The sequence below is a fragment of the Streptomyces sp. NPDC101178 genome (assembly GCF_044767965.1).
Taxonomy (GTDB): Bacteria; Actinomycetota; Actinomycetes; order Streptomycetales; family Streptomycetaceae; genus Streptomyces.
Genome location: NZ_JBIWOZ010000005.1, coordinates 1 through 12,345 on the forward strand (window position 1 = coordinate 1; position 12,345 = coordinate 12,345).

Annotated in this window: 9 protein-coding genes; 2 read left to right on the plus strand and 7 right to left on the minus strand. The window is 72.1% G+C overall.

Annotated elements, in window-relative coordinates; translation table 11 throughout:
* The coding region (locus tag ACIRR8_RS15750) for a nucleotide disphospho-sugar-binding domain-containing protein (protein ID WP_404064367.1) at positions 1–344 on the plus strand (344 nt) is incomplete at its 5' end.
* A 523-nt stretch (positions 345–867) separates the two neighbouring features.
* Here the strand turns inward: ACIRR8_RS15750 and lanKC are convergent.
* Both lanKC and ACIRR8_RS15760 read right to left on the minus strand, forming a co-directional pair.
* Positions 868–3,525, minus strand: coding sequence for a class III lanthionine synthetase LanKC (lanKC, locus tag ACIRR8_RS15755; RefSeq protein WP_404064369.1), 2,658 nt, complete (start codon positions 3,523–3,525; stop codon positions 868–870).
* 52 nt (positions 3,526–3,577) lie between these two features.
* Positions 3,578–4,273 (minus strand): GNAT family N-acetyltransferase, encoded by a 696-nt coding sequence (locus ACIRR8_RS15760; protein WP_404065470.1) that lies wholly within the window; start codon positions 4,271–4,273, stop codon positions 3,578–3,580.
* A gap of 229 nt (positions 4,274–4,502) precedes the next feature.
* Here ACIRR8_RS15760 and ACIRR8_RS15765 point away from each other — a divergent pair, with 229 nt between their 5' ends.
* Complete coding sequence (locus ACIRR8_RS15765; RefSeq protein WP_404064372.1) at positions 4,503–5,282, plus strand: TylF/MycF family methyltransferase; 780 nt, start codon at positions 4,503–4,505, stop codon at positions 5,280–5,282.
* A gap of 203 nt (positions 5,283–5,485) precedes the next feature.
* Here the strand turns inward: ACIRR8_RS15765 and ACIRR8_RS15770 are convergent, their stop codons facing one another.
* From ACIRR8_RS15770 to ACIRR8_RS15790, 5 genes are all read right to left on the minus strand, one after another.
* A complete protein-coding gene (locus tag ACIRR8_RS15770) occupies positions 5,486–7,234 on the minus strand; it encodes a fatty acyl-AMP ligase (RefSeq protein ID WP_404064375.1) in 1,749 nt (582 codons plus the stop codon).
* Positions 7,231–9,135: an ABC transporter ATP-binding protein gene (locus ACIRR8_RS15775; protein ID WP_404064378.1), complete on the minus strand. Its 1,905-nt coding sequence runs from the start codon at positions 9,133–9,135 to the stop codon at positions 7,231–7,233. The genes ACIRR8_RS15770 and ACIRR8_RS15775 overlap by 4 nt, the downstream gene beginning before the upstream one ends.
* A complete protein-coding gene (locus tag ACIRR8_RS15780; protein ID WP_404064381.1) occupies positions 9,116–10,648 on the minus strand; it encodes an aromatic amino acid lyase in 1,533 nt (510 codons plus the stop codon). The genes ACIRR8_RS15775 and ACIRR8_RS15780 overlap by 20 nt, the downstream gene beginning before the upstream one ends.
* A 1-nt stretch (position 10,649) precedes the next feature.
* The gene (locus tag ACIRR8_RS15785; protein ID WP_404064383.1) at positions 10,650–11,765 is read right to left on the minus strand and encodes a hypothetical protein; all 1,116 of its coding nucleotides are present in this window, start codon (positions 11,763–11,765) and stop codon (positions 10,650–10,652) included.
* 73 nt (positions 11,766–11,838) lie between these two features.
* Complete coding sequence (locus ACIRR8_RS15790) at positions 11,839–12,096, minus strand: acyl carrier protein (protein WP_404064386.1); 258 nt, start codon at positions 12,094–12,096, stop codon at positions 11,839–11,841.
* Between the last annotated feature and the right edge of the window lie 249 nt (positions 12,097–12,345).

A 12,345-nucleotide genomic window follows, 5' to 3' on the forward strand; every position in this document is an offset into this window, starting at 1 on the left:
TGCCGCTGGCCGCGCTGGTCCCGACCTGCCGGGTGATGGTCCATCACGGCGGGTTCGGCACGATCGGCACCACCGCACTCCACGCCACCCCCCAGCTCCTTCTCGCCGAGGAACTCGACGCCCCGATCCTCGCGAGCCGGGTGGCCGCGTACGGGGCGGGGATCAGCCTGCCGGTGGAGGGGGTGTCGGGGAAGGCGGTCGTGGCGGGGGTGGAGCAGCTGCTGGAGGACCCCTCGTTCACGGTCGGGGCCCGGCGGCTCCAGGCGGACCTGCACGCGATGCCCTCCCCGGCCGACGCGGTCGGCCGCCTCGTCGAACTCACCGCACGACACCGCGGACGCTGAACGGCGGGTGGGGGAGCCCTTCAGCGGGCTCCCCCACACCTCCGGGGCGGACGATCTCCCCGGTTGGCGGCCGCGGTCTCTACCGTTCGGCCCTGTCGGTCGGACGGGGGGTGGTTCTCAGGGGTCAGCAGCCGTTGCTGACGGTGCTGATGAGCAGCTCGGCGTCGGGCGCCGGCGTCCCCATCTCCTGAAGGTCCAGAACGTTCATCACGAATCACCTCCCCTCAACTCGTTCACCTGCGGATACGCGATCCCGGCAGTCTCCCGCCGGGACAACCCGGGTCAGCAGCCGTTGCTGACGGTGCTGATGAGCAGCTCGGCGTCGGGCGCCGGCGTCCCCATCTCCTGGAGGTCCAGAACGTTCATCACGAATCACCTCCCCTCAACTCGTTCATCTACGGATACGCGATCCCCGCGGTCTCCCGCCGGGACATCCCAGGTCAGCAGTTGGAGCTGACGGTGCTGATGAGCAGCTCGGCGTCGGGCGCCGGCGTCCCCATCTCCTGAAGGTCCAGAACGTTCATCACGAATCACCTCCCTCTCTCCCGCCTCGGTATCGCTCCCCCGCCGGTGTCGCCAGTCGGTGCGCGACCCGGGGTTCGAGGAACGGAAGCACAGGGTGGCCGCCCTCCTGGACGGAGGAGAGGGCGCTGAGGACCCCGGCCGATCCGGTGGCCAGGTCCATGGACAGCCGCAGTCCTCCCGCTCCGGGGAAGGCGAGGTGGCCGTCGAACGCGAGGGCGTTCCAGTGCAGGTTGGCCAGGTGCTCGCGCACATGGTCGCCCGGTACGTCGGTCAGGTGGCGCCGCAGCGAGTGGACCGCCGCGAGGAGACCGGAGCGGCCGTTGAACAGCTGGCTCTCGATCACGTACGGCGTGCAGGCGGCACGGGCGAGGGCGGGCAGCGCCGCGGACAGCCGCTCGTCCGCGAGGTGCGCGTCCAGCAGGTCGGCGACCAGGCCGATGCCCGCCGAGCCGATCTCCAGGTACGTCAGCGCCCGGATGCCGCCCTTGACCCGCAGGACGTCGTCGGTACTCGCGTCGCACAGGTCGAGGTCGCGATGGACCGCCCGTACGGCGTCGGTCAGGTAGTCCTTGTCCCCGGTGGCCTCGTAGCAGCGCAGCAGGAACAGGGCCGCGCCGGACCAGCCGCGCAGCAGCCCGCCGCGGGTGCCCGCGCCACCGGGGGCACGGTCGATCCCCCGGGGCGCGGGGCTCCGCACGGCGTCGCGTACGCGTTCGGCGAGTGCGAGGGCCTCGTGGCGCGCGGGGTGTCCGGCCTCGCCCCGGGCGAGGTGCAGCAGGTTGAGGCCGATGCCGGCCAGACCGCTGTGCAGGGAGACGTCGGTGACCTCCGCGAGCCCCGGCCGGACGCGTTCGACGAGCTCGGCCGCGGCCTCGCGGTGGCCCAGGTGGTCCAGGGTGAAGGCGACACCGTGGGCTCCGTCGTAGAAGCCCGGCCGCAGGTGCGGTGCGCGGGCGGCGCGCAGCAGCCATTCCTCGTGCCGGGGGTCGCGTACGCCGGCCGCCACCGAGAGGGCCCACAGCACCCCGGCCGCTCCGTGGGCGAAGGAGCCGGGCTCGACCTGGAACTGCTGCGGATCGCCCGGGAAGAGCCGGTCCGTGCGCTCCGGGGTCGCGGTGGCCGCGATACCGCGCGCCAGCGAGGCTCTGGCCGCCGCCCAGTCGACCGGCGCGCGGTCGATGCGGACCTCGGACCGGGCGGTGGTGCGGGCGGCGGTACCGGTGCGCGGCAGCGCTTCCGGGGCCAGCCGGTCGCGCAGCCCGGTGGCGAAGTCCGGCGGAGGCCGGAAGAGGCGGTCGGCTTCGGTGATCAGGTCCTCCGCCTTCTCCTGGGAGAGGCCCAGGACCGCGGTGTTGGGCAGGTACAGCCACAGCCGGAGCACGGCCAGGGCGTGCAGGTCGACAGCGGTGCCGGTCCTGGCGCGGGCGGTGAACCCGGGGTGGCCGAGAACGGGCCGGATGTCCCGGTCCGCGGGGAAGCCCATCTCGAAGTCGACGAACGCTACCCGGGGTCCGGCTCCGGGCTCGTCCTCCTCGACCAGGATGTTCGCGGGGTGCAGGTCGCCGAAGACCACACCGCGCCCGTGCACCCGGGCGAGCAGCTCGGTGACGGCCGCGTGCACCGCCTCGGCCCGCCGGGTGTACGCGGCCAGCGCCTCGTCCGTGACCTGCCGCCAGGTCAGCATGGGGTGGTTGAGGGCCACCCAGCGTTGCAGGGTGCCGCCCTCCATGCGCTCGACGGCGAGCATGCGGTGCCCGCCGAGGACGGCCTCGCCGTGCACCCGGGGCACGCCCCGCAGCCCGGCGAGCCGGTCCAGGACGCGCCGTTCGTTGTCGAGCCGGGCCACGGCGTCGGTGCCGTCGGGGGCCGCTCCGGCGTACGGCCGGGCCTCCTTGAGCACCACGGGCCGGCCGTCGGACCGGCGTACCGCGGTGTAGACGCCCCCGGCGTTGGAGAAGTGCAGGGCCTGTTCCACGTCGTAGTCGAACGCCCCGCTGGGCGCGGTGCGCCGATCGATGTGCGGGCGCAGGAACTCCGGTGGCTCCACCCAGGCGGGGGTGCTGAAACCGGGGCGTCTGAGGTCGGGGACCCGGCTGCCGTCGGACCGCAGGAAGGCCGGGACCAGTTCACCGTCCTCGGTCCAGCACCAGTGCTCGCGGAACGCGCCGTAGCGGAAGTGGACGGGACCCTCGCCCCAGCGGCAGTCCGTGAGCACGTAGGGGCCGCTCTGCCCCGCCAGGCGCTCGGCGAGGATCTCCGCGGTACGGCGGAACTCCTCTGTGTCGCGCGGATACAGGGCGAGGAACTTGCCGCCGGCCGAGCGGGGCGCGTACTTGGAGTTCATCGCCTCCAGCAGCTGGGTGCTGCCCAGGTGCTTGAAGGCGATGCCCGCCGACCGGCAGTGGTCTGCGGTGATCTCCAGCACCTGGGCGGCGTTCGCCGTGGTGGCCGAGACGTGGATCTTCCAGCCCAGCTCGGGCAGGGGCGGCACTCCGGGGCCTTCCGGGGTGTACACCTCCCAGAACCGCCGCCGCTCCCGCCGCCAGCCGGTGACGGCCGAGGCGAACGCCGGGGGCACCAGGAGCGTCTGCTCCGCCGTCTTCTCCGGGGACTCGAAGAAGACAGGGTCGGCCAGGGCGTATATCGACCAGTCCACGGCCACGGGAATCCTCCATCAGCACGCCGGGGGCAGCAAGGGATAAGGAGAGCTATCCGACGGTTTCGGGTTGATAGGCGGTCAGGGACGTCCGAACTCCCGAACGCAGGTAGTTCGTCAGCATCTCCCGTACGAGTTTCCGCTCGGGGTCCGTCTCCGAGGATTCGGGGCCGACTGTGGGGCGGCTCTCCCATTCTCCCCGGATGAAGAGCGCTTCGTACTCGTCGCGCAACATGGCCCACACCAGAAGATCATGGCGCTCACCATTGACGAGCTGACGGTCCCGAAGAATTCCCTCAAGCATGAAGAAACGCAACCGGATCACCATGTCCAGCATGGCCCTGTTGTGCGAACCGACCCGGAACTGGAGCCGGTGTGCTCCCAGGTCGGCGAAGAGGTGCTCGATCAGCAGCCCGAACCCCTCGGCGCCGAACCCCCTGGTCCAGAGCCCGTCCTCGCCGATGGCCCCGCTGATCTCGTAGGCGTCGGGGCCGATGCGGAAGAACTTGACCATGCCCACGGGCCGTCCGGCCAGCGTACGGATCGTGCAGTAGCGCGATCCGTTGACCTCGACCTCGCGTCGCAGCGCCGCGATCGTGACCTGCTCGCCCGCGTCCCCGGTCAGCGCGGCGACGCGCCCTCCCGGACTGAGCCATTGCACGAACAGTTCGTAGTCCGCATCGGTGGAATGCGTGATCCGGACGATGCGGCCGGAGCGTAGCTCCTTGCCTGCTTCTTCCGTGTCGATGACGGGACCTCCTCATTCCGGTAACTCTTCGCGGCAGCCGTCATCGTGGCGCATGGAATGGAGCCGGTCAACCGGAAGGAAACCACTTCTTGACTGTCGTTAATTACCTGGGATTCTTTTTCCACCTCTGTCCCGCCGGCGGGACAGGCACACCGCCAACGACGGGTCGGATCAACGACGATTCCCACCCTTTCGGGCATCCGCCGTCGTTCGAGCAAAGGTTTCCGACATGGCAGATACAGCCCAGGCTCTCTATCTGGATCTGATGAAGAGAGTCGTCTCCAACACCATCTATCAGGACGCCGCCCACGGCTGGGTCCAGGACCGGGACTTCGACGCCGGGCTGCCGAGGATCGGTTACGACGCCGAGCTGCGGGCCGGCGGGCGGGACATCCCCCTGGTCGCGCACACGATGATCGGGCGCAAGAGGCTGGACAACGTGCACGACTGCGTCGAACGGGTCCTGCTCGACGGGGTCCCCGGGGACCTCGTCGAGACGGGGGTCTGGCGAGGCGGCACGACGATCTTCATGCGGGCCCTGCTCAGCGCGTTCGGCGTCACGGACCGCACGGTCTGGGTCGCCGACTCCTTCGAGGGCATCCCGCAGGGCGACCCGGAGAAGTACCCGGGGGACGAGCTCGCGCCGCTCCACCGGTACAACGACGTGTTCGGCGTGCCGTTGGAGACCGTCCAGGAGAACTTCCGGCGCTACGGCCTGCTGGACGGCCAGGTGCGGTTCCTGAAGGGCTACTTCCGTGACACCCTGCCCACCGCCCCGATGGAGCGGATCGCGGTGCTGCGGCTGGACGGCGACCTGTTCGAGTCCACGATGGACGCCCTGGTCCACCTCTACCCCAAGGTGCCGGTGGGCGGCTACGTCATCGTGGACGACTACCGGGCCCTCCCGCCGTGCCGCATCGCCGTGTACCAGTACCGCAGGGAGCACGGCATCACCGATCCGATCGAGGAGATCGACGGTGTCGGGGTGTTCTGGCGCCGTACCCGGTAGGGGACGCCACCGCCCTGCGGCGGGGGGGGGGCCCCCCCGGCCCCGCCCCCCCCCCCCCCCCCCCCCCCCCCACAACCCCCCCCCCCCCCCCCCCCGGGCGCGGCGGCGGCGGGGGGGGGGGGGGGGGGGGCCGCCCCGGGGGGGGCCCCCCCCCCCCGGGGGGGGGGCCCCCCCCGGGGGCCCCCCCCCCGCCGCAGGGCGCCCTATTCTCCGAACTCCCCTGCCGCGTAACGCTCCCTGGCCAGGCGGCGCTGGATCTTCCCGCTGGTGGTGCGCGGCAGCACCCCCCTGCGCAGCAGCACCAGGTCGCTGACGGCGAGACCGTGGTGGCGGCTCACCGCCTGCCGGACCCGCTCCTTCAGCGCGCTCCGGTCGGTCTCCGGAAGGTTCAGCATCGCCGCCTCGGTCTCGGCCAGGACGACCACCCGCTGCTCCTCCGCGCCCTCCATCGCGATCGCCGTGGCAGAGACCGGGGCGGCTCCCTCCACGGTCTGCTCGATGTCCTCGGGGAAGTGGTTGCGGCCCCGCACGATGATGACGTCGTCGATACGGCCCACCACGAAGAGCAGGTCCTCGTGGAGGAAGCCCCAGTCCCGGGTGTGCAGGTGGCCGTCCGCGAAGGTGCGGGCGGTGCTCCCGGGGCGGTCCCAGTAGCCGTCGGTGACGTTCGGCCCGGCGACGAGGATCTCCCCCACCCGCCCGGTGACGTCCTGTCCGGTCTCCGGGTCGACGATCCGTATCGCGGCCCCGGCCACCGGCCTGCCACTGCTCACCAGCGTCGTGGCGTCCGGGCCCGGCGGGCTCGGGACCACCTCGCCCGCGGCGAGCGCGGCCCGGTCGAAGTGGCGGCTGACCGCGCCCTCACCCGCGGGCGTCATGGCCACCGACAGGGTCGCCTCCGCCAGCCCGTAACACGGCACGGGCACCGAGGCGTTCAGGCCCGAGGCTCCGAACGCCGCCACGAAGGCCTCGACGGACCGGGCGTGCACCGGTTCGCCCCCGATCGCCAGGGCCTCCAGGGAGCTGAGGTCGAGCCCGGCGGCCTCCTCGGGGCTGATCCGCTGTACGCAGTGCGCCATGCCGAAGTTCGGCGTCACGGTCCACTCGGCACGGTGGTCGGAGATCGCGCGCAGCCAGCGGTAGGGGTTGTGCAGAAAACCCATGGGGCTCAGATGCACCATGTGCAGCCCGGCGCTGAGCGGGGCGGCTATGCCGCAGATCAGCCCCATGTCGTGGAAGAACGGCACCCAGGAGACCGCGGTGCGCGCCGGCATGAACCGTGCTCGCATCTGGTAGGCGGCCGCCGCGAGGTTGGCGTGGGTGACCCGGACGCCCGAGGGGGAGCCGGTGGAGCCGGAGGTGTACTGGAGGTAGGCGACGTCCTCGGGCCGCGCGGCGGGCACGTCCGGCTCCGGGGCCTCACCGGTGGACGCGGTGTCCACCAGGAGGACCCGGTCGCCCTTCCAGTCGGCCTCGGCCAGGGCGGCCCGCACGTCGGCGTCGGTGTGCGAGGTGGTGAGGACGCACAGGGGCGCGCTGTCCTGGACGACGGACCGCAGCCGGGTCTGGCTGCGGAACAGCTCGGGGGCGTACAGCGGTACGGCCACCACCCTCGCGTACAGGCACGCCAGGAACGCGACGATGTAGTGCTCGTCGTGCCGGCACAGCACCGCGGCGCGCTCGCCCGGCGGGCAGACCTGGTGCAGCTCGGCCGCCACCGCCCGTGCCCGTTCGTGCAGTTCGCGGTAGCTGAGCGTGGTGACGGTCTCCTGGCGTCCCGCGACGCCGGGCACCTTGCGCCGGTCGAGCACGGTGAGGGCCGGCCGCTGGGCCGCCTCCTCGGCCAGCCGGGCGACGCTGTCGGCGAGGAACTCCAGGCGGACCGGCTCCTCGTCCCCGAAGGGCAGGAGCATGCCGTCCGGGACGGTGCGGGCGGGAACGTCGGTGGTCATGGTGTCCTTCCCAGGTCCCCGGCGGGGTGCACCGCGGACGGGTCCAGGGTGTTGGCCGGCAGCAGCAGCTGGGTGGCCGCCAGTTCGCGGTAGAGGGCGTCCCTGCTGAGCAGCTGTTCATGGGTGCCGGTCGCCCGGACGCGTCCGGCGTCCATGACCACGATCCGGTCGGCCATGGAGACCGTGGACAGCCGGTGGGCGACGACGACCACGGTGGTCCTGCCGCTCACCTCGGTGATGACCTCCCGCAGCGCGTTCTCGTTGCGGGCGTCGAGCTGGGAGGTCACCTCGTCGAGCAGCAGCAGACGGGGCTTGCGCAGCAGGGCCCGTGCCACGGCGACCCGCTGACGCTCACCGCCGGAGAGCTTGTTCCCGCGGTGGCCGACCTCGGTGTCGAGGCCCTGGGGCAGCCGGGCGACGACCTCTTCGAGCCGGGCCTGCCGGACCACGTCCCAGATGGCCGCGTCGTCCGCGTCGGGGACGCCGATGGAGAGGTTCTCGCGCAGGGTGCCGGCCAGGACGGGGGCGTCCTGCTCGACGTAGCCGATGGAGGCGCGCAGGTCGCCGAGCGGCCAGTCGGTGACGTCCCGCCCGTCCAGGGTCACTTGGCCGCGCTCCACCTCGTAGAAGCGCTCGATCAGGGCGAAGACGGTGGACTTGCCCGCGCCCGAGGGGCCGACGAAGGCCGTCATGCCGCCGCGGGGGATGTCGAAGCTGACGTCGTGGTGGACGACGGTGTCGTTCCCCGGGTAGCGGAAGACCACGTTCTGGAAACCGACCGAGGCGGGCTCGGCCGTCCGGTCCGGGGTCCGCGGGGTGGGCGGCTCCTCCGGCTCGGTCCGCAGCCGGAGCATCTCGTTGACCCGGCCGAGCGCGGCGGCGACCACGTTGAACCGCATCATCGCCGTGACGAGCGCGCCGAGCGGGGGGACCAGGTAGAAGAGGTAGAGCAGGAACGCGATGAGGCTGCCCAGGCTCATGTCGCCGGAGGCCACGCGTGCGCCGCCGACCCCCAGCACGGCCAGGAACGAGATCTGGATCATGATGGTGATGAAGGCGCCGATGAACGCCTCCAGCCGGGCCACCTTCAGACTGGACTGCCAGGCGCGCCGGGCGCCCCGCTCGGCGATCTCGGCCTCCCGGTGCTCGGCCCCGGACGCCTTGATGGTGCGGAAGGTGCCGAGGACGCGTTCCAGGGCGGTGCTCAGTTCGGCCACGCCCTCCTGGACGCGACGTGAGCTGTTCTCCAGCTGCGGGAGGCCGATGCCGATGACGATGGCGCCGAGCAGCAGCACGCCGAGCGTGGTGAGGAGCAGCACCCCGTCCATGAAGCCCATGAGGACGACGATGGTGGTGAGCATCACCGCCCCGTTGACGGTCTCCACGATGGTCGTGGTGACGGCGCTGCGCAGCAGCGTGGTGTCCGCCGTCGCGCGGGACATCAGGTCGCCCGGCGGGAACTTGTCGGTCTCCGAGACCCGCAGCCAGAGCACCTTGCGGATGACCTCGCGGCGGGAGTTGAGCACCACGGTCTCCGAGACCCGCATGAGCAGGAAGGTCCCGAAGGCACCGAACACCGCGGAGAGCAGGACCAGACCGCTCAGCAGCAGCAGGGTGCGGGTCACCGAGGACTGGCTCTGCAGGTCCTCCACGACGCTCTTGGCCATGATCGGCTGAATCAGCCCGGACAGGCCGCCGAGCAGGGTCAGTCCGCCGCCCAGGAGGATCACGCCACGGTAGGGGCGAAGGTAGCGCAGCATGTCGCGCCAGGCGTCGCGGCGCAGCACCGCGGGGAGCCGGTGGTCGCCGCCGGCCCTGCCCCCGCCTCCGGTCTCCGTGGCGGTGGTGGGCGCGGCGTCGTCGGCGGGCCGGGTCACCGGGTCAACGTGTGTGTCCGTCATCTCCGACCTCCTCACGGCTGATGAGATCGGCGGCGGTGGCGGCGAGGATGTCGCGGGCCGCCCGGACCTCGGCGGCCAGCGGGCGGTCGGTGCTCAGCGGCGGTGAGACGCGGGCCAGTTCGGCCCACACTCCGGCCTCCTCCGGCTCCCGGCCCTCGATCGCGGCGAACTGCGTCACGCCCAGGCCCAGCGACCCGACGACCAGCCAGGCCAGTTCCAGTGCCTCACCGACGGAGTTGGCACCGTTGAGCGCCATCGGTACGTGGTCCTGGTTCCAGCCGTTGGTGGGCAGCGAGGTCAGCCCGGAGGGGTAGACCAGCTGGCGGATCCGGGAGACGAACGAGGTGGCGCTCAGCTGGACGCCGGCCAGGCCGCTGTTGCTGCCGGGGTTCGGGGTGAGCATGGGCGGCCGGTCGCTGTTGGTCGCCGGCGTGCACAGCAGCGCCAGCTGCCGTTCGGCGAGGAAGGCGACCTGCTGGAGGCAGAGACCGATCTGGTCGGACGCCAGACCCACCGGCATCGCGTGGAAGTTGCCCGCGTGCAGGAACTCGCCCTCGAAGTAGAGCGGGTTGTCGGTGCAGCCGGTCGCCTCCCGCACGAGGATCTGCTCGGTCGACGAGAGCTGGTCCAGGACCGCTCCGATGACCTGGGGGGCGCACCGCAGGCTGTAGGGCTCCTGGAGCGGGCGGTGCGGGGCGCGCCGCATCCCGGGCGGCAGCCCGTCGCGTATCCACTGGGCGGCGAGGATCTGGCCCGTCTGTCCCCGGATGTGGCCCACGGCCGGGTGGTAGGCCTGGGGGCTGGACCCCAGCAGCGTCACCGCCCTGGACGTCAGGAGCGCCACCGCCCGGCAGAGGCGGAGCAGTTCGCGGTGGTTGAACATGGTCGCGGCCAGGCCGACGCTGGTGCCGTTGACGAAGGAGAGGGACTCCCGGGCGCGCCAGGTGATGGGCTCGGCCCCGAGGGCGGCGAGCGCCTCTGCGGCGGGCACGATCGACCACCCGCCGTCCTCGTCGAGCTGCCAGGCCTCGCCCTCGCCGGTGAGGGCGAGGGCGGCGTGGGCCAGTGGCTGGAGGTCGCCGCTGGCGCTGACGGTGCCGTCGCGCGGGATGACCGGGGTGAACCCGCGGTTCCACAGGTCGGCGAGGCGGTCCCAGAACTCGGGTGCGACGGCCGAGTGCCCCTTGCGGATGCTGTTCAGCCGCAGCCACACCACCAGTCGGCTGACCTCGGGAGGCAGCGGTCGGCCCTGCGCGCTGGCCAGGTGGGCGATGAGCCCGCTCCCCTGGTCCTCACCCGCGCCCGCGGCCGGGTAGACGACGAGCGGCCCGAATCCTTGGGTGATGCCGTACAACTGCCCGTCCGATGCGAGCAGTTCGTCCAGGGCCGTGACCCCCTCCCGCATCCGTTCGGCGTCCGCGGCGTCGCACGCGTCGAGCCGGGCGCCCGGCCGGGCCTGGGAGAGGAGGTCGGCGAGCCCCGCCTTCGGGGATTCCACTGTGTCAACGATCACTTCACGCTCCTGCTCGGGTGGTCAGAGGGGGCTGTACGTGGCGGAGCTTCCCGGTGTCGGACCGGTCGATCCGGTCGACGAAGTGGACCCGCCGGGGGCGGACGACGAGCCCGGCCGAGGCGAGGACGGCGCGGACCCCGCCCGTGTCGAGCGCCTCGCCGGGCGCGGGGACGACGAGCAGGTCGAGGTTCTCGCCGCTGACCGGGTCCGTGACGGGCAGGCAGGCCAGGTCCGCGCAGTGCACGACATCCCGCAGCAGCCGCTCCAGTTCGTCGAGGTTGACCCGGCGCCCGTTGACCTTGACCAGTCGGCCCCGGCGCCCCGAGAAGCGGAAGCGATGGTCCGGTCCGACCCGGATGTAGTCGTCCGTGAGATGGCTGGACGGCGGTGGACCGCCGGGCCGGGCGGCGAGCCGGGGGCTGCTGACGGACAGCAGCACGTCGCCGGTGGAGTCGGGTTCACCCCAGGCGGGCCGGACGTCGGGCAGGAGCTCCCACAGGGGCTCTTCGGGTGCCCACACCCGGCTGGCGACGCCGCCGGTCTCCGTGGAGCCGAACACCTCCGTGACGGAGACCCGCTCGGCACCCTGCTCCTGGACGAGCCGGGCGGCCGTCGTCGGGAGCATCGCGGTGCTGTGGAGGACGGCCACCTGCTCGGCCGCGCGGACCCACTCACCGTGCCGGAGCAGCACCGAGAACGTCCACGGGACGCCGACCACGGCCCAACGGCGGTGCTCCGTGAGGGGCATGGCGCCGTAGTACTGCGGCCGATACCAGACGGGCACTCCCAGCCGCGCCGGGAGCAGCACGGTGGCGAGGGCGCCGAAGAGGTGGCGGGCGGGGGCGCAGGCCAGCAGGGCTTCGGGCCGCCGGGGGGCGAGGAGACCGGCGAGCAGCCCCGCCTCGTCCCAGAGCTGCTGCCCGGTGCGGACCCACCTCTCCTGGGGGCCGGTCGTCCCCGACGTGCGGAACTCCACGGTGTCGGGAAGGAGCCCGGTCACGAGCGCCTCGGGGTCGCGCACCTCGTCCCACCGCACGAGCCAGGGGGTGTCGTTGATCTCCGGAGCGTCATTCCCGGCAGCCAGCAACTCATGCGGCGACAGTTCGTGGTAGCGCACGTGTTGACCTCACGTCAGGGGCGCGGGTGTCCGGAAAATACTGACACTCCGCAACATGAACCGGACAAATTGGCTAGAAGGAGCGGTCCGCCGGCAGGAGGTCGACGAGGTCCGCGACGCTGCGGACTCCGGCCATTTCCTCTTCGGGGATCTCCACGCCCGCCGCCTTCTGGAGCGTGAAGGTGATTTCTACCAGGGAGAGCGAGTCAATTCCCAGCTCGTCCACCAGAAGCTTCTCGGGCGATGCGTCGGAGGCCGGAACCCCAGATACCTCTTCAATGGTTCGGGCCACAAACGCGAGGTGATTGCTCTCTTGCTCGGAAGTTTTCATGAGTATCTCCTATTACCTCCCGCCCTTAGCCGTCAAGTAATTCACCGGACCACCCCGGGAATCCGCCCCAAGCGCCGCGCACCTTCATGGCGGGCGGTACCGGTGAAGGGCCGCCGGCGGACGGAGGCGGGGGGGGGGGGGGCCCCCCCGGCCCCGGGGGGGCCCCCCCCCCCCCCGCCCGGAGTCCCGGTGAGGCCGCGATGGGCCCCCGGTGGATGCCCGGTGGATGCCGGGTGGAACGGCCGACAG